Origin of the sequence: Pseudovibrio sp. POLY-S9 (assembly GCF_001431305.1) — a bacterium.
Classification (GTDB): Bacteria; Pseudomonadota; Alphaproteobacteria; order Rhizobiales; family Stappiaceae; genus Pseudovibrio.
Genome location: NZ_LCWX01000079.1, coordinates 35,891 through 53,539, shown reverse-complemented (window position 1 = coordinate 53,539; position 17,649 = coordinate 35,891). Strand labels below are relative to the sequence as shown.

Annotated in this window: 14 protein-coding genes; 13 read left to right on the top strand and 1 reads right to left on the bottom strand. The window is 50.8% G+C overall.

Annotation, left to right across the window (positions count from 1 at the left end; translation table 11 throughout):
* Positions 1–6 precede the first annotated feature (6 nt).
* Both PPL9_RS06060 and PPL9_RS06050 read left to right on the top strand, forming a co-directional pair.
* On the top strand, positions 7–516 hold the full coding sequence (locus PPL9_RS06060; protein ID WP_057461848.1) for a DUF2937 family protein: 510 nt from the start codon (positions 7–9) through the stop codon (positions 514–516).
* A 424-nt stretch (positions 517–940) separates the two neighbouring features.
* Entirely contained in the window at positions 941–1,882 is a 942-nt protein-coding gene (locus tag PPL9_RS06050; RefSeq protein ID WP_057461846.1) for a LysR family transcriptional regulator, read from the top strand.
* A gap of 14 nt (positions 1,883–1,896) precedes the next feature.
* Here the strand turns inward: PPL9_RS06050 and PPL9_RS06045 are convergent, their stop codons facing one another.
* Entirely contained in the window at positions 1,897–2,985 is a 1,089-nt protein-coding gene (locus PPL9_RS06045; protein WP_057461845.1) for a Glu/Leu/Phe/Val dehydrogenase dimerization domain-containing protein, read from the bottom strand.
* A gap of 230 nt (positions 2,986–3,215) precedes the next feature.
* Between PPL9_RS06045 and PPL9_RS06040 the strand changes: the two genes are divergently transcribed.
* The 11 genes from PPL9_RS06040 to PPL9_RS05990 all read left to right on the top strand — a co-directional run.
* Positions 3,216–5,057, top strand: coding sequence for a DUF1007 family protein (locus tag PPL9_RS06040; RefSeq protein WP_057461844.1), 1,842 nt, complete (start codon positions 3,216–3,218; stop codon positions 5,055–5,057).
* A gap of 704 nt (positions 5,058–5,761) precedes the next feature.
* On the top strand, positions 5,762–6,850 hold the full coding sequence (locus PPL9_RS06035) for a TRAP transporter substrate-binding protein (RefSeq protein ID WP_057461843.1): 1,089 nt from the start codon (positions 5,762–5,764) through the stop codon (positions 6,848–6,850).
* Between the two features lie 129 nt (positions 6,851–6,979).
* Complete coding sequence (locus PPL9_RS06030) at positions 6,980–7,513, top strand: TRAP transporter small permease subunit (RefSeq protein WP_057461842.1); 534 nt, start codon at positions 6,980–6,982, stop codon at positions 7,511–7,513.
* A 6-nt stretch (positions 7,514–7,519) separates the two neighbouring features.
* Complete coding sequence (locus tag PPL9_RS06025; RefSeq protein ID WP_057461841.1) at positions 7,520–9,100, top strand: TRAP transporter large permease subunit; 1,581 nt, start codon at positions 7,520–7,522, stop codon at positions 9,098–9,100.
* Between the two features lie 450 nt (positions 9,101–9,550).
* On the top strand, positions 9,551–11,533 hold the full coding sequence (locus PPL9_RS06020; RefSeq protein ID WP_057461840.1) for an AMP-binding protein: 1,983 nt from the start codon (positions 9,551–9,553) through the stop codon (positions 11,531–11,533).
* A 5-nt stretch (positions 11,534–11,538) separates the two neighbouring features.
* Complete coding sequence (locus PPL9_RS06015; protein ID WP_057461916.1) at positions 11,539–12,348, top strand: ABC transporter ATP-binding protein; 810 nt, start codon at positions 11,539–11,541, stop codon at positions 12,346–12,348.
* 11 nt (positions 12,349–12,359) lie between these two features.
* Positions 12,360–13,343, top strand: a complete 984-nt coding sequence (locus PPL9_RS06010; RefSeq protein ID WP_057461839.1) for a branched-chain amino acid ABC transporter permease — start codon at positions 12,360–12,362, stop codon at positions 13,341–13,343.
* Between the two features lie 12 nt (positions 13,344–13,355).
* Positions 13,356–14,432 (top strand): branched-chain amino acid ABC transporter permease, encoded by a 1,077-nt coding sequence (locus PPL9_RS06005; RefSeq protein WP_057461838.1) that lies wholly within the window; start codon positions 13,356–13,358, stop codon positions 14,430–14,432.
* Between the two features lie 72 nt (positions 14,433–14,504).
* Positions 14,505–15,818 (top strand): ABC transporter substrate-binding protein, encoded by a 1,314-nt coding sequence (locus PPL9_RS06000; RefSeq protein WP_057461837.1) that lies wholly within the window; start codon positions 14,505–14,507, stop codon positions 15,816–15,818.
* Between the two features lie 87 nt (positions 15,819–15,905).
* Positions 15,906–16,769 carry an ABC transporter ATP-binding protein gene (locus tag PPL9_RS05995; protein WP_057461836.1) on the top strand — a complete coding sequence of 288 codons (864 nt, stop codon included), beginning with the start codon at positions 15,906–15,908 and terminating at the stop codon, positions 16,767–16,769.
* A 123-nt stretch (positions 16,770–16,892) separates the two neighbouring features.
* On the top strand, positions 16,893–17,649 hold a 757-nt coding region (locus PPL9_RS05990), incomplete at its 3' end, for a ribonuclease T (protein ID WP_208989206.1).

Here is a 17,649-nt window from a genome sequence, read left to right as displayed (position 1 = left end):
TTTGCAATGATGTTTGCAAGGGTATTGACGCTTGGCGTTGCGCTTGTAAGCGGCACTGTGACCTCTCAGCTTCCTGAATTTGCCCAGCAATACCGTCAGCGTATGGGCGGCGCTATTGATGCGCTGGAGGAAGTGAAAGCCGATTTTGTTGCGGATGCGACTGCTACCCACCGAAGCGCTTCTGCTGCATTAACGCATATGGCACAGAGCGCGGATGAGTTTGTGCAGTTGCGCGGGAAGAGCGTTGAGCGGTCATTGGATCGCTTTGAGGCTTTGAAAGAACAGCAATTGGCGATGGAAACCGCTGCTGTGTTTGAGCGTGTCTGGATCTTCATGAAAGAGCCGGACACCAAGATCTCTAGGGCAACCTGGGAAGATTTTGAGCCTGCTGTGCCGGTGACTGTTGAAGGTGGTGTGCTGGCAGGACTCGGGTTTGCCGTGGGTTTGTTCATGTTGCGTCTGGCAGGAGTTGGTGGCCGCGTGAGACGCCGCCGGAAACTGCAGAGAAGTATCTAGCTTAATTCATTAGCACCGTATGGGGGGATGATGACACTATTGTCTCTTAGTATTGTTTTCGCATTGCTTCCCCTGATTGCGCCGAGTCGTAAGTGGCTGTTGTTTCTTGAGCTGCTTGTTGGCATACCAATCTTGCTTTTGAGTTGGCATGCATATGGAGCGATTAGGAATATACCCTATCTCTCATACAAGTTGCCGAATGGTGCTTTTATACTCTTTGCTGCCCTGTTTCATGTTGGGCTGCTAGTTCGGTTTGTAGGTATCTATTGTGAGACCAAAACTTCGAGGCTAAAAGCACTTATGTTGGAGTTGTTTGGGATCCTAATGATTGCTGTCGTGTATGCGTCCTTCGCTTTCGGGAGGTATTATCAAGAATTGGGTTATCTTGGAGAGTGGTGATTTTCGCTGCTTTGGGGAAAATATGATGGATTCCATCACACGAATTAGATGTTTTTTGCAGGTGGTAGAAAGCGGTGGCTTTTCGGCTGCAGCACGGGATATGGGGCGCTCCAAGGCGCTTATTTCCAAGTATGTGAGCGAGCTGGAAGACGAACTGGGCGTGCGCCTGCTGAACAGGACGACCCGTCAGATTTCTCTGACCCAGGTTGGTGAAGCCTACTTCCGTGAAGCAGGTGAGCTGTTGCAGCGGTTTGATGACCTGAAAGATGCTGTACAGCAAGACCATCGGGAGGTGCGTGGCCGGTTACGGCTGAGTGCGCCGCGTTCCTTTTCTGAGGCGACGCTGGGCAGAGTGCTTGCTTCGTTTTTGCAGGAACATCCGCGCGTTGAGCTGGATATAGAGATGGAAGATCGCTTCGTCGACATTGTCGAGGAAGGATATGATGTCGCCATTCGTGTGGCCGAGCTTGAGGATTCCAGCCTGATTGCGCGGAAGATCCGGGACGTTCGTGTCGTGGTTTGTGCCTCTCCTGCGTATTGGGAAGCGCATGGTATGCCTGAGAAGGCAAGTGATCTGGCGAATATGCCGTGCATCATTGATACCAACTACAAGCACAAGACCAACTGGATGTTTCTGGCAAATGGAGAGCGGTTTTCTGTTCCCGTTAAAGGGCCGATGCATGTGAACAGTGCGAAGACTGCGGTTGCGGCGGCGCTGGCAGGCCTTGGCGTTGTGCGTTTGCCGATCTTTTATGTGCTGGAAGAGTTGATGGCAGGTACGCTTATACCGGCATTAGAAGACTACGAAGTGCCGGGGCCTGCGATGTACGCGGTCTATCCGCATCGTAGGCATCTGTCTGCGAAGGTGCGTGCCTTTGTTGATTATATGGTCAACTGGCACAAGCAATTGGAGCAGCATGGTGACTGCCCCAAAATGCTTGATGGACCTTTGCCAAAAGAGAGCTAGATCTGCCCTCCGTTTTAAGCTGGATTATGGTGATGCTGGAAACGCTCTTCAGCCAACTCATCTGCAATGATGTTGGTTGGGCGCTTTTCTGCATCAGCCCGATCGAAGATCTGAGCAAGCGTGCCACCAATCGCGAGGGTCTTCTGACGCACGATTGAGTCTGATGCACCAGGCTCGCCCAAAGCGACAGAGATGACGCCGCCTGCGTTGATGGCGTAATCTGGAGCGTACAGAATGCCGCGCTTCATGAGAGCTGCGCCGTCTTCCTGTGTTTCCAGCTGATTGTTTGCAGCTCCTGCGACCACAGCTACTTTCAGCTCCGGGATAGTTGCAGCATTCAGGCCACCGCCAAGCGCACATGGGGCAAAGATATCCGCTTTGACGAGATGTGCGTCGTCTGGCGATACGCTGGATGCACCGAGTTCTTCGATTGCGCGTGTCACTGCCGGATCATAGATGTCGGAGACAATCAGGTTAGCACCTGCTTCATGCAGCTGACGAGCTACGTCATATCCCACATGACCCAGACCTTTGAGTGATACTGTCAGGCCTGAGAGGTCTTCAGAGCCAAACTTATGTTTGGCAGCTGCTTTGATGCCAACGAAGGTTCCCAGTGCAGTGTACGGCGAAGGATCGCCAAAACCAGTGGCATCTGTCCCGCGGGCAAACTGAGTTTCGCTGCCAATGATTTCCATATCATCAGAGCTGATGCCCACATCTTCTGCGGTGATGTAGCTGCCAGAAAGGCGATTGATGTGTCTGCCGAATGCTCTGAGAAGCTCTGGGGTCTTATCAGTACGCGGGTTTGCGATGATAACTGACTTTCCTCCTCCCAAAGCAAGGTCAGCCAACGCATTCTTATAGGTCATACCTTTTGAGAGGCGGAGAACATCAGTCAGAGCTTCATTTGCGCTTGCATAGTTCCACATGCGACATCCACCGAGACCGGGACCGCGATTGGTATTGTGAACCGCGATGATCGCTTTCAGGCCCGTTTCGTTGTCTGTTGCAAATACGATTTGCTCGTGGCCAGCGAATTCTGGATGATCCAATGGGGTCATGTAGGTATCGATCGTTATTTTATTATGCAATGGCACGTTCATTCAGCCCTCCCAAACGAAATTGAACAAGAAGCGTTGCGGGGATATTGGTTTATTCTTAAAGCAATATCCGGTTTATTTCGTAGGTGATGGGCATCAAATTCGGAAGAATTATCCGAATGGTTCTAAATTACGGGAAAAACGTATCTCAGGACCTTCAATAAATGGGTCTTGAATTTGCCGTTATTTTATTACACTTGTCGTGTCGGGTTCTCACATTTTGTTAAGGCGCCATGTCTCTTAAGCTCCTACGGTTTTTGACCGCATTCTGCATGCTGCTGGTATTTCTGTTGCCTTCTCAACAGGTTGCAGCGCATCCGCATATGTTTGTGCAAGCGCGCGCTGAGTTGGTGTTTGATGATGACGGGTATCTGACTCACATTCGGCACAAATGGCTGTTTGATGACCTGTACACGGCCTATGCCGTGCAGGGGTTGGATGCCAATCAGAATGGATTTTTCGAGAGAAATGAGCTGGATGAGCTGGCTAAGATCAACATTGAGGGTCTTGGAGAGTACGGTTACTTCACGTTTGGGGATGATAGCAAAGCGGAGATAGATTTCTCCGAGCCATTTGATCCATCCATGAAAATGATCAAGGTAGCCTTTGATGATTACTGGTTGATCAGCGATGAAGACCGAGCAGCAATTGCTGAAGAGATTGCAGCTGGTCGCAGCCAGCCAGACACGAGCCCCGTGTCATTGGTGGAGTTGAGCTTTACACTGCCGCTCAAAGAGAAGATCAAGGCTGACAAGCCGATCACACTCGATGTTTATGACCCAACCTACTACATCGATTTTAAATGGCCTAAGGCAGATATGGCGGTGACGCTGAAGAATGCTCCCGGAAAATGCTCTGTTGAGCTGGTCCATCCTCCCGAGCTGGACGGACAAATTGCTGCCCAGTTGGCAACGATCGGTGCTGACCAGCGTAATGTTCCTGAAGAGTTGCAGGGATACACAGCAGCGCTTGTCAATCAGGTGATTGTGTCGTGCGATGGTGTGGCGACTACAACAGCTTCTACGGGCAATACTAAATTCATTTCCGAGATTACACCTGGGCCAGTTGAGAGTGCACCTGCGTCTGCAGAAGATGCAGTGGCTGCGCTTGCGCAAGGTGGTGAGCCGATGACGCTGTCTTCCGTTTCTGAGCGTGAGACTGCGGATACTGCTGAGCTGCGTGGTCCGGATATGAGTATTTTCCAGCAAGGCATGGCGACTATTACCCGGTTGCAGAATGAGTTTTATCTTAAGCTAACAAGCGCGCTGAGAAACTTCCGCAACAATCCTTCTGCCGGGTGGCTTCTGATGCTGATCAGCTTTGCGTATGGCGTGTTTCATGCTGCAGGACCGGGGCATGGTAAGGCAGTGATTTCTTCTTACGTGATTGCGGATGAGCAGACATTGAAGAAAGGGATCGCGCTCTCTTTTGCTTCTGCCTTTGCGCAGGCGGTGACTGCGATTGTGCTGGTTGGTGGGGCAGGCGTTTTGTTGCATCTGACCAGTACGGCGATTAATGCAACAGCCCGCTGGTTTGAGCTTGGCTCTTATGTGTTGGTCTTCCTGCTTGGCCTCTACCTTGTTTGGCAACGTGTTTTGAAACCATGGTTTGGTAAAAAGCCTGCTTCGAGCTGCGGTCATTCACATGACCATGAGCATTCTGAGCATGGAGAGGTTTGTTCCAGCTGTGGGCATGCGCATGCGCCGGATCCGAAGATGGTTCAGAACTCAGCCATGACACTCACAAGCATCTGGTCGATCATTCTGGCAGTGGGGCTTCGCCCATGCACCGGTGCTTTGATCGTGCTTGCGTTTGCGTTTTCTCAGGGCATGATTTGGGCTGGTGTGGCCTCCACGCTCGTGATGGCATTGGGGACAGGTATTACCGTTTCTATTCTGGCGAGTCTCGCGGTGCTCTCGCGTGAGGTTGCCTTGCGGATCTGGGGTGCCGACAGTCAGGCTGGTACGGTTATTCTGCGCGGTTTTGAGGTGGTTGGCGCTCTGACTATTTTGCTGATGGGAACGTTGATGCTGATTGCTGGGCTGAATGGTGGCGCGACGGCAGGTCTGTTCTAGATTACGGCAATTTTTGGAAGAATCGCTCTCGAAATGCCTGAGAAATTTGCTTTCAAGCAATTTCGTATGGGTGTTTTCGAAGAAATTCGCGCTATCGTTAATGCGCGAACCTGTAGAAAACCACACCTTCGTGTGGATAGTTGTTTGTGCGTCGGAACGCATCTTTAAATGTTAGCTGTCTTTGCTTTGCAATGCCGACCTGATTGAGGTCTAAGGCCTCGGATTTATCGGGTGGCATCGTGTCTGCGCACCTCTGCTCAGTTTCAACTGAAACTGTAGATTAGTTTCCTCTAAATTATTGTATTTTAAAGCATCTACCACCTGTGTGGCTTAATTCACCCAGAAAATTAATGGAGCAATGCTCAAGCCAGTTAGGTCATGTAGGCTGACTTATTAACATTGAAATAAAAGGCTATGAATTCCGATTTTGGAGGTTGATTGTTAGCCCTCAAGGGCGGAGATTCCTAAAAATGTTTCGATAGTTACGTTGCGGCTGGTTTCGGTTGAAAACGCATAGATGAGGTACGCTCAGTTGATCCAAGAATAATTAATTTGTCCAATAGGGTGCAGATTTCCTTGTATTTTCACGTAGTTTTAGGGTTATAAGAAGTTGGTCATGTTGTCGCAGAGATCTCAATGGAAGAGGTTTAATTCTGCGGAGGCATAAAGAGATTTGATTTAAGAAGCTCTTGGGAGGAGTTTTTATGGACCGCCGTAGTTTTCTGAAAAATGCTGGTTTGGCAGGTGCAACCGCTGGCGCAGCTACTCTTGCAGCTCCAGCACTCGCAGCTGGTAAGCGCGAACTGAAAATGGTCACCACCTGGCCTAAGAACTTCCCGGGTCTCGGTACTGGCGCACAGCGCATCGCTGACCGCATCACTGCTGCCAGTGAAGGTCAGCTGACTGTAAAGCTGTTTGCTGCCGGTGAACTCGTTCCTGCATTTGAGAGCTTCGACGCTGTTTCCAATGGTACAGCTGACATGTACCACGCTGCTGACTACTACTGGCTCGGCAAGCACAAAGCATTTGGCTTCTTCACTGCCGTTCCAATGGGCATGACAGCTGCTGAGCTGGAAGCATGGATGCATTTCGGTGGCGGTCAACAGCTTTGGGATGAGCTGGCTGGTCAGTTCAACGTTAAATCCTTCCTGGCTGGTAACACCGGTCTGCAGGCAGGTGGCTGGTTCAACAAAGAGATCAAATCTCTTGAAGACCTCAAAGGCCTGAAAATGCGTATGCCTGGTCTAGGTGGTGAAGTTCTTCGCCGTCTTGGTGCATCAGCTGTTGCGCTTCCTGGCTCTGAAATCTTCCCTGCAATGCAGTCCGGCGCGATCGACGCAACCGAGTGGGTTGGCGCATGGAACGATATGGCGTTTGGTTTCTATAAAGTTGCTAAGTACTACTACACCAAAGGCTTCCATGAGCCAGGTGCTGGTCTGTCCTTCGGCATGAGCAAAGGCGTTTGGGAAAGCTTCACACCTGGTCAGCAAGAACTGATCCGTTCTGCATGTATGGCAGAGAACAACTACATGTTCGCTGAGTACAACCACAACAACGGTGCTGCTCTGGAAACTCTCCTGACCAAGCATAACGTTCAGGTTCGTGACTTCTCTGACGACGTGTTCGATGCAATTGGCCGTAAAGCTGAGGAAGTTGTTGCTGAAGTGGCTGAGACAGATGACATCTCCAAGCGCATCTACGAAAGCTACGTTAAATCTCGTAAGGAAACCTCTGCATGGTCCAGCCTTGCTGAGCGTAACTACCTGACAGCTCGCGATCGCATCCTGGGCTAATTTTACTTATTGCTGCACACGCTCTCCGCAATCCTTGCGGGGAGCTTTTCTTTCAAGAGCTCTATCTTGGCCTTTGGGGCCCAATAATAATCCTAGAGGCTTGGTTTAGACCAAGACGAAGAGGCGGGCATGCGCGCCCTAATGAACCTGATTACCTCAGTCAATCGTGGCATCGGCAAGAGCTGCGCCTGGCTGACTTTGGGCATTGTGCTTGTCCAATTTACAGTGGTGGTGATGAGATACGTTTTCGGTATCGGTTCCATCTGGATGCAAGAATCCATCACCTACATGCACGGTTTCCTGTTTATGTCGGCTGCTGCTTATACGCTAAGCGTAGATGGGCACGTGCGGGTCGATATCTTCTACCGTGATGCACGCCCACGTATCAAAGCGATGGTTGACCTGCTCGGTTCGGTGTTCTTCCTTCTTCCGATGTGTGCGGTGATTATTTACTGGTCCTGGGGCTATGTGCTCAGTTCCTGGGCAATCTGGGAAGGGTCTCAGGAGGCATCCGGTATTCAAGGACGGTATCTTCTGAAGAGTGCGATTATTGCCTTTGCCGTTCTGGTTTCCTTACAGGGTGTCGCCATTATTCTTCGAAGTGTTCTTGCCCTTCGCGGTGACAAGAAGGCACTCGACTCATTCCGTCAGATCCAGGAGTAATCGGAGATGGATGGACTTCTTCATACTCTTGATATTTTGATGTTTGCGGTTGCCTGTATTTGTTTGTTGGCGGGCTTCCCTGTTGCATTTACTCTTGCTGGTGTCGCACTGATTTTCGCTCTGATCGCGTCGTTCTTTGGCGGCAGCGTGACCCTTGGTGCGATCCCGAGCCGAATTTTCGGCACCATGTCCAACGAAACCCTGATCGCGGTTCCACTCTTCATCTTCATGGGGGTGATGCTGGAACGTTCCAAGGTTGCGGAAGAGCTGCTGGAAACCATGGGCCGGTTGTTTGGGCGTATGCCGGGCGGTCTCGGGCTTTCTGTCACGATTGTGGGTGCTTTGCTTGCTGCTTCAACCGGTATTGTGGGCGCCACCGTGGTAACCATGGGGCTTTTGTCTCTGCCGACTATGCTGCGTAACGGTTACAGCCCGCGTCTTGCCTGCGGTTCTATTGCAGCCTCCGGTACGTTGGGGCAGATTATTCCGCCTTCCATCGTGCTTGTGTTCCTTGCTGACCAGCTTTCCAACGGCTACCAGATCGCTCAGCGTGAGATGGGTAACTTTGCTCCAGATCCATTCTCTGTAGGGGATTTGTTTGCAGGGGCGCTTATTCCAGGTCTTGCACTTGTTGGCCTTTACATTGTGTACCAGCTGTTTGTTGCGTTCACACAGCCGCACAAAGCGCCTCCAATGCGTGATGATGGATCTGCGGGACCAACCCTCAGTCAGGTTCTTCATGCTCTTGTGCCGCCAATTGCGCTTATTATCGCGGTGCTTGGTTCAATTCTCGTAGGTATTGCGACACCAACTGAAGCTGCTGCTGTAGGTGCTGTTGGTGCGTTGTTGCTTGCTGGATACCGCATGGAAGAAGACAAGCCTTGGCCGGTGTATCTGGCTGTGCTGTCTCTTGTTGTGATGTTGGTTCTGACATCCTTCATGGACCTGCGTGTGGCACGTACCGTGATCCCGACTGGTGATATGATTGGTATCTGGGTTGCAGGGCTTTCCTGTGCAGTGCTCGCTTATGGATTGCTCGTCTCGCTCTACCGTGTGATGGCGAAGAAAGTGCTTATGCCAGTGATGCAGTCGACCACACAGATCACCTGTATGGTGTTTGTGATCCTGATCGGCGCAACGTTCTTCTCCCTGATCTTTCGTGATCTGGGTGGCGAAGAACTGGTGAAGGAAGCGCTGACCGGTCTGCCGGGTGGTGCGCTGGGTGCTATCATTGCGGTTATGGCTGTAATGTTCGTGCTGGGCTTCTTTCTGGACTTCCTGGAAATCGTGTTCGTGGTTGTTCCGCTTGTTGCACCAATTCTGCTGCAGCTTGAGATGCCTAATGGTGAACCGATGAGCCCTGCATGGCTGGGTGTGATGATGGCTGTAAACTTGCAGACATCGTTCCTGACGCCTCCGTTTGGTTTTGCGTTGTTCTACCTGCGGGGTGTGGCGCCGCCGTCAGTGAAAACCTCAGACATTTACTTCGGTATCATCCCGTTTGTTCTCATTCAGGTTCTGATGCTGATCATCCTGTGGTACCTGCCGGAAATGGCAACATGGTTGCCAAAAGTGATCTACGGCTAAAAGTATTAATCGCTTAGTATATGTAAGGGGCGGGAGTATTCGCGCCCCTTTTTTGTTGCAGTGCCACTAGCCCAAAGTAGTGATTCTTTTTTGACTTAGTCCAATGATCTACAAAAAGGAATTGAAACCTAATCAAAAGTATTGGGCATTGATTTACCTATAGTATTTCGCTTATGCGTGACAAATATAATGCATGTATACCTTAGTATAGACTTTTTTGAATGTAACTCGTTGAAATATCACAGTTTTGCATTGCACAAGTGCTCAAGGTTGCAACGCGCAATGAATAAAACCCATTAAAAAAGCTTTCGTATCTTGCTAAGAATAAGTCCAGGGAGGAGCTCGCAGGTGGAGGACTTGCGAGGCGGGGCTATTAGTCTTTCGTATTTCCTCAGAGTAAACAGGCAGACCAAAGGCACAAGGTGACCTTTGGTGAGAGGTGATTCAAAGATGCAGGTGCCTCCGTCAGCGGGTATGGACACATTTCCGCAGTTGCTTATTCGGAATGCGCGGGAATGGGGGGATCGTCCCGCGTATCGCGAAAAGGACCTCGGGATCTGGCAGAGCTGGACCTGGCGTGAGGTCCTTGGAGAAGTGCGCAAGCTTTCTCTGGGGCTCAAGAGCCTTGGGTGCAAAGAGGGCGACAAGGTTGCGGTGATTGGTGCAAACCGTCCGCATCTTTATTGGGTTTTTGCCGCAGTGCAGGCGTTGGGTGGTATTCCGATCCCAGTCTATTCTGACTCAGTGGCAGAAGAGATCGCCTACGTTCTTGGCCACGCAGAAGTGCGCTTTGCGGTTGTTGAAGATCAGGAGCAGGTTGATAAGCTGCTTGAGATGTCTGAGAAGCTGCCGCTGCTCGAGCACATCATTTACGAAGACCCTAAAGGCCTTCGTGATTATGACCACACAAGCCTTCATCGTTACCTGAGCGTTCAGGAAGCCGGGCAGACTCTGCTCGACAATGATGAGAAGCTTGCAGATGACTGGTTTGATGCCGTCAGTGCTGGCAAGAGTGAAGACATTGCTGTGATCCTTTACACCTCCGGTACGACTGGTCGTCCGAAAGGGGTGATGCTGACCTTCAATAACCTCGTTGTTGCTGTTCAGAACGCGAATAAGTTCGATAATCTGGATGAGAATGCAGACACAGTCGCGTACCTGCCGATGGCATGGGTTGGTGACCATGTGTTCTCCTACGCGCAGTGTCTGACAGCCGGGTACTGTGTGAACTGTCCTGAAGGTCCGGAAACAGTTTCGATTGACCGTAAGGAAATCGCCCCAACTTACATGTTTGCACCGCCGCGGGTGTTTGAGGGTATGCTGACGCACATCACAGTTCGCATGGAAGATGCGGGCAAGATGAAGAAGAAGCTGTTTGACTACTTCCTCGCTTATGCGAACCAGGTTGGTGAGCGCATTCTGAACGGAGAGAAAGTCTCTCTGTTTGAGCGCATGAAGTATGCTGTTGGTGAGTTCTGCGTGTATGGGCCGCTGAAGAACGAGATGGGTTTTTCCCGTGTTCGTGTGGCTTACACTGCGGGTGAAGCGATTGGCCCTGAGATCTTCAAGTTCTACCGCTCAATCGGGTTAAACCTGAAGCAGCTTTACGGGCAGACGGAATCTTCCGTGTTTATTACCTCTCAGCCTGATGGCCAGATTTATGCTGATACGGTTGGCGTTCCTATGCCAGATGTTGAAGTGAAGATCGCGGAGAGTGGTGAGGTTATGTATCGCTCGCCGGGTGCGTTCCTTGGATACTACAAGAACGATGAGGCAACGAAGGATACCAAGACTGAGGATGGCTGGGTTCACACTGGTGATGCTGGCATGTTCCTTGAGAATGGGCACCTGAAGATCATCGACCGTGCGAAGGACGTAGGCAAGCTGACTGATGGCTCCATGTTTGCGCCGAAGTACATTGAGAACAAGCTGAAGTTCTTCCCGAACATCAAAGAAGCTGTGACCTTCGGAAACGAGCGCGACTACGTTTGTGCCTTTGTGAATATTGACCTTGTTGCGGTTGGTAACTGGGCTGAGCGGAACAACATTGCATATGCTTCCTATCAGGAACTGGCCGCATATCCTGACGTTTACAAAACAATCCAAAGCCATGTGGATCAGGTGAACAAGGATCTTTTTGAAGAACCAATGATGGCTGGTGCCCAGATCAAACGTTTCCTTGTTTTGCATAAAGAGCTGGATCCGGATGATGGCGAGCTGACACGTACTCAGAAAGTCCGTCGTAACTTCGTTGCCGACCGATATGCGCCTCTGATTGAAGCATTTTATGCGGGTGAGACCTCCAAGCATGTGGTGACCGAGGTGACCTTTGAAGATGGCCGTCAAGGCACGATTGAAGCTACCGTCGAGATCCGGGACATGGACACCCATAGTACTAAAGCAATGTCCGCGATTGGGGAGGCGGCAGAATGACTGTAATGGATCCAACGCTCGAAGAGGTTAAAAAAAGGGCCGAGGAGCGCGAGGTTCTGCTGGATCTTGAGAACGTTTCTCTCTCCTTTGGCGGCGTTAAGGCAATCACGAATATCTCCTTCAATATCAAGAAGGGTGAAATTCGCGCGATCATTGGTCCCAATGGTGCTGGCAAGACGTCCATGCTCAACGTGATCAATGGTTTCTATCAGCCTCAGGAAGGTGTGATCACCTTCAATGGCGAAAAGCGCAGGTCCATGAAACCGCACCTCGCGGTTAGTCAGGGTATCGCTCGAACTTTCCAGAACGTTGCTTTGTTTAAGGGTATGTCCACGCTGGATAACATCATGGCTGGACGTGCAACGCGGATGAAGCAGAACTTATTCTGGCAGATGCTCTATTGGGGGCCTGCTCAGAGGGAAGAGATTGAGCACCGTAAGAAGGTCGAGGAAATCATCGACTTTCTCGAAATCCAGCATATTCGTCGCACACCAGTGGGAACGCTTCCTTACGGCTTGCAGAAGCGTGTTGAGCTTGCTCGTGCGTTGGCGATGGAGCCAGAACTGCTGCTGCTCGATGAGCCGATGGCAGGGATGAACTTGGAAGAGAAAGAGGACATGAGCCGCTTCATTCTGGATGTGAATGATCAGCTCGGCACTACGATTGCTCTGATTGAGCATGACATGGGTGTTGTGATGGACCTTTCCGACCGTGTCGTTGTTTTGGACTATGGCCGCAAGATCGCTGATGGCGTGCCAGAAGAAGTGCAGAGCAACCCAGAAGTTATTGATGCCTATCTGGGCGTGTCACACTAGGGAGCACCCCCATGGAAACACTTTATAACGTACTAATTGATCCATTTGTTCAGATGTACGGAATGCCGGACTTCTTTCTACAGGTGTTGTGGGAAGGTCTCGTCTCCGGTGTTCTTTATGCGCTGATTGCACTTGGTTTCGTTCTCATCTTTAAATCCTCGCGCATCTTTAACTTTGCGCAAGGCATTATGGTTGTGTTTGCTGCGCTGTCTTTGGTTGGCCTGCATACCTTCCTGGTTCCTTTCGTTGGCAACGAGTTTGTTGCTGCTGCAATCGCGATGCCGCTTACTCTTGGCATCATGTATGCGTTGGCAATGAGCGTTGAGCGTGTTGTGCTTCGTCCGCTTGTAGGGCAGCCAGACATTATTCTGTTCATGGCAACCATCGGTATCACCATGTTCCTCATCGGGTTCGGTGAGTTCGTGTTCGGTGGTGAGAACAAGGTGATGATCACCGAAGCGCTTGGTATTCCAACCGGTGCTATTGAATTTGAACCGTTCGGCGGCTTCCTGCTTCTGGAAGAGAAAGACGTGTTCGCGGTTGTTATGGCGATCGTACTGGTTATCAGCCTGCTGGTGTTTCTGAACAAATCTGCGATGGGACGTGCGATCCGAGCGTTGGGTGATGATCATACTGCAGCGCTATCTGTCGGTATCTCCCTCAGCACTATCTGGGTTCTGGTCTGGTTTATTGCAGGTGTGATTGCTCTTGCCACTGGTGTCGTCTGGGGAGCTCGTGCGGGTGTGTCTTTCGCTTTGGAAGTGATCGCATACAAGGCTCTGCCAGTGCTGATGCTTGGTGGTCTGGAATCTGTATCAGGCGCGATTATCGGCGGCATTGCCATCGGCCTTCTTGAAAAAGTCTTCGAAATCTACTGGGGTCAGCCTCTGTTTGGTGGCAACACCGAAACCTGGTTCGCCTTCATCTTTGCTTTGATTGTTCTGCTGTTCCGTCCGCAAGGGCTGTTCGGTGAGAAAATCATCGAGCGCGTGTAAGGGAGGCCTGACGTGTTTTACAGAACTTCTGGTCAGTTCAAAACGACCTATGAAAGTGATCAGGCGCTCTTCCCAATCAAGCAGGATATGGTCCTGCTGGTTGTGATCCTTGCCGCTATGTATGTGATCTTTCCGATGTTCGCATCGGAGTTCACCTACAAGGCTCTGCTTGTGCCTGTGCTGATTTATTCTCTGGCCTCGCTTGGTCTGAACATTTTGACCGGTTATGCCGGGCAGCTTTCGCTGGGTACTGCGGGCTTCATGGGCGTTGGCGCTTATGCTTGCTACAAGATCACTACGTTCTTCCCGGAAATGAACATCATTGTTGCGTTGTTCCTTTCTGGGTTCTTCTCAGCTGCGGTTGGGGTTGCGTTTGGTTTGCCGTCGCTACGCATTAAAGGCTTCTACCTTGCGATTGCGACGCTTGCTTCGCAGTTCTTTCTGGTGTGGCTCTTTGAGAAGTGGGCGTGGCTTTACAACTACAATGCATCCGGCGCGATTGAAGTGCGCACCATGGACATCTTTGGTCTTGTTGTGACAGGCCCGAATGCATCGCCTATGGTTCAGTACTACTTTGTTCTTGGCATCGTATCCGTTGTGACCTTTGCGATGATCAACCTGACACGTGGCCGGTATGGCCGTACGTGGAAGGCTGTTCGTGACATGGATATTGCTGCGGAATTGGTGGGCATCAACCTGATGCGTGCAAAGCTGTCTGCCTTTGCTGTCAGCTCCTATATCGTGGGTATTGCCGGCGCGCTGATGGTGTTCTTCTGGAAAGGTGCTGCTGAGCCAAACCTCTTTGACATTCCAATGAGTTTCCAGATCGTCTTTATCGCTATCATTGGTGGCCTTGGCAGTGTGATGGGGAACTTCCTCGGAGGGATCCTGATTGTAGCTCTGCCAGTTGTGCTGAACCTTCTGCCAGAAATGCTTGGCCTGAGTATCGGTTCTGCCACCATGGAACATGTCAACGTTATGGTGGTTGGTTCTCTCATTATCATGTTCTTGATTGTCGAGCCTCACGGTCTTGCGCGGTTCTGGGCGCTTATTCGTGAAAAGCTCATCATTTGGCCATTCCCTCACTAATAAAGAACTGCGGGAGCAGCTGGGGAATAGAGGAAATGGTCCGCGGCGGGAGCCGCAAACGCGGAGGAAAATATGAAACACTTTACGAATTTAGGTAAGGCTGTTGCAGCAGGTGCCCTTGCAGTTGCCATGAGCACAGCTGCAATGGCAGCAGACGGTCTTAACTTTCCAAACCTGACATACCGTACTGGCCCATTTGCGGGTACTGGTACGCCAATCATGAACGGCCAGCGTGACTACATGCTCATGCTGAACGAGCGTGATGGTGGTATTGGCGGCGTGCCAATCGATTACATCGAGTGTGAAACCGGCTACAACACCAACAAAGGCGTTGAGTGCTACGAGAAGACTAAGGGAGCAGCTCTCGTAACGCAGCCATGGTCAACTGGTATCACTTTGCAGGTTATGCCTCGCACCAACGTGGACCGTATTCCTATTCTGGCACCTGGCTACGGTTTCTCGCCAATGTCAGACGGTGATACGTTTGCGTGGGCGTTTAACCCACCAGTGTCCTACTGGGATGGTGCATACATGATCCTCGACTACATTGCTGGTGGTGACATGTCTTCGCTGAAGGGTAAGAAGATCGTTCTTCTGCATCTTGACCACCCATTCGGTAAAGAGCCAATTCCGCTTCTGGAAAAGCTTGCAGAAATGCATGACTTTAAGCTGGTTCCGATCCCTGTTGGTCTGAAAGAAATGCAGAACCAGTCTGCGCAGTGGTTGCAGATCCGTCGTGAGCGTCCAGACAACGTCGTTATGTGGGGTTGGGGTGCTATGAACGCCGGTGCGATCACCGAAGCGGTTAAGACACGCTACCCAATGGAAAACTTCATCGGCATCTGGTGGTCTGGCTCTGATGCTGACTTGCAGAACGTTGGCGCTAAAGCGAAGGGCTACAAGTCTGTCAGCTTCAACGCTCCAGGCAACTTCCCTGTGCTTGAAGACATCCGTAAGCATGTTGTTTCCAAAGGCAACTCAGAAATCAAATCTGAAGCTGACATGGACACCATCTTCTATCAGCGCGGTATCATCATCTCTATGATCCTTGCTGAAGCAGCAAAAACCGCTCAGGACAACTTTGGTGAAAAGAACATCAATGCCGAACAGCTGCGTTGGGGTCTTGAGAACCTTGATATCACTGCAGCTCGCCTTGAAGAGCTGGGTATGAAGGGCATGACACCTCCACTGAAGATGGCTTGTGACAACCATACTGGTCACTCTGGTGCATGGATGCTTGAGTGGAACGGCGAAGAGTTTGTACAGGCAAGTGACCTGCTGACTCCAAACCGTGAACTGATCAAGCCGCTTGAGTTGGAAAAAGCCGCTGACTACGCGAAAAACAATGCTCCTTGGCCTGGTCGTGGCGACCTCGCTTGTAACTAAGCCTTGTTGTTTTGGTCGGGCGCAGTGGTGCCCGGCCAATTTATCGAATTCAAACAATCGGAATGTTCGCAGGTTAAGGCTGATCTCATGAACGCAATTGCAGAACAGACATCAAAATCCAAGGCACCAGCCGCTAACCTGCAGGTTGCCGAAGACATTTTGTCTATCAACAACATCGAAGTCATTTACGATCACGTGGTTCTGGTTCTCAAAGGGGTTTCTTTGACCGTGCCTAAGGGGGGTATTGTTGCTCTGCTGGGTGCGAACGGTGCCGGTAAGACAACGACCCTGAAAGCAATCTCCAACCTGCTGCAAGCAGAGCGTGGAGAAGTGACGAAGGGCAATATCATTTTTCAAGGAAAGCAAGTTCAGGCACTTTCTCCGAATGAGCTGGTTCAGCGCGGATGCATTCAGGTCATGGAAGGCCGTCGTTGTTTTGGCCACCTTTCTATTGAAGATAATCTGATGACTGGTGCCTATACCCGCAAAGATGGCAATGCTGAGATCAAGCGCGATCTGGAAATGGTGTATGATTACTTCCCGCGTTTGCGTGAGCGTCGGGGTTCTCAAGCGGGTTATACTTCTGGTGGTGAGCAGCAGATGTGTGCAGTGGGTCGTGCCTTGATGAGCCGCCCGGACATGATTTTGCTGGATGAGCCAAGCATGGGCCTTGCTCCACAGTTGCAGGAAGAAATCTTTGAGATCGTGAAGAAGCTGAACAAGAATGAAGGTGTGTCCTTCCTTCTTGCTGAGCAGAATACCAACGTTGCGCTTAAATACGCGACCTATGGGTACATCATGGAAGCTGGCCGTATTGTGCTGGATGGTGATGCTGATTCTTTGCGCGAAAACGAAGACGTGAAAGAGTTCTATCTTGGTGTCGGCGGAGAAGGGCGAAAATCCTTCCGTGATGGCAAACACTACAAACGCCGCAAGCGGTGGTTGGCGTAATCTGCATTAATTGAGAACTTGCCCCTAAAATCATGGGGGTGAACTGTCACAGGAAGTCAATGTATCTGGTTTTGAATAATCTGCATGCTGCTTATTGCTGCAAAAGGTATTTTGGAGGACCACATGCATTTTCTTTCTAAAGTGATTGTCGGGGCTGCGCTTTTGAGCGTGGCCTCTGTTTTGCCTGCTGCTTCTCAAGTGAAGTTGGACGGTTTCTTTCTTGCTGAGGAAGCCTGTCCAGCATTTCAATCTATTCGTAAGCAGACAAATCCTGGAAACGTTCATGTGGAACGGATGCGTGCCTATGAACTACTTGGGAAGAACAAATCGCAGGCATCTCATTACTTCATTCGTATGAATGGCGTAAATCCAGCTGAGCGTTGGGTGGATGTTTCCTGTGGTCTGCATCTGGTTGAAGCTGATGGTAGCGGGCTGAATACTGGCAATGGTTCCGGAGGTTCTGCTGGATCAAATGTGGTTCGCCCTGCTGTCAAAGGGCCTTCGGCAGACGCTGAGTTCCTGCTTGCTGCGAGCTGGCAACCTGCTTTTTGTCAAACACATCAAGAGATACCGGAGTGTTCTTCTCAGGTGGAAGGACGGTTTGATGCGAACCACTTTGCATTGCATGGTTTGTGGCCTCAACCGCGTGGCAACTTCTGGTGTGGTGTAACGCGTGAAGAGAAGCGTCTGGCAGAAGAGCGTTCTACACGGGGCCAGTTGCCTCCAGTTAAGTTGGATGATGCAACTCGTGAAGAGCTGGATAAGGTGATGCCGGGCGCCCAGTCGCATCTGGACCGTTATGAATGGGTAAAACACGGTACTTGTTACAGCGATAGTGCAGAAGAGTATTACGCGGAATCTCTTGATCTTATGGAGCAAT

Coding starts and splice junctions, on each gene's coding strand:
- PPL9_RS06035 (WP_057461843.1), top strand. CDS start 5,762: ATGGACCGCCGTAGTTTTCTGAAAAATGCTGGTTTGGCAGGTGCAACC.
- PPL9_RS06015 (WP_057461916.1), top strand. CDS start 11,539: ATGGATCCAACGCTCGAAGAGGTTAAAAAAAGGGCCGAGGAGCGCGAG.
- PPL9_RS06010 (WP_057461839.1), top strand. CDS start 12,360: ATGGAAACACTTTATAACGTACTAATTGATCCATTTGTTCAGATGTAC.
- PPL9_RS06025 (WP_057461841.1), top strand. CDS start 7,520: ATGGATGGACTTCTTCATACTCTTGATATTTTGATGTTTGCGGTTGCC.
- PPL9_RS06050 (WP_057461846.1), top strand. CDS start 941: ATGGATTCCATCACACGAATTAGATGTTTTTTGCAGGTGGTAGAAAGC.
- PPL9_RS06045 (WP_057461845.1), bottom strand. CDS start 2,985: ATGAACGTGCCATTGCATAATAAAATAACGATCGATACCTACATGACC.
- PPL9_RS06020 (WP_057461840.1), top strand. CDS start 9,551: ATGCAGGTGCCTCCGTCAGCGGGTATGGACACATTTCCGCAGTTGCTT.
- PPL9_RS06060 (WP_057461848.1), top strand. CDS start 7: ATGATGTTTGCAAGGGTATTGACGCTTGGCGTTGCGCTTGTAAGCGGC.
- PPL9_RS06040 (WP_057461844.1), top strand. CDS start 3,216: ATGTCTCTTAAGCTCCTACGGTTTTTGACCGCATTCTGCATGCTGCTG.
- PPL9_RS06030 (WP_057461842.1), top strand. CDS start 6,980: ATGCGCGCCCTAATGAACCTGATTACCTCAGTCAATCGTGGCATCGGC.
- PPL9_RS06000 (WP_057461837.1), top strand. CDS start 14,505: ATGAAACACTTTACGAATTTAGGTAAGGCTGTTGCAGCAGGTGCCCTT.
- PPL9_RS05995 (WP_057461836.1), top strand. CDS start 15,906: ATGAACGCAATTGCAGAACAGACATCAAAATCCAAGGCACCAGCCGCT.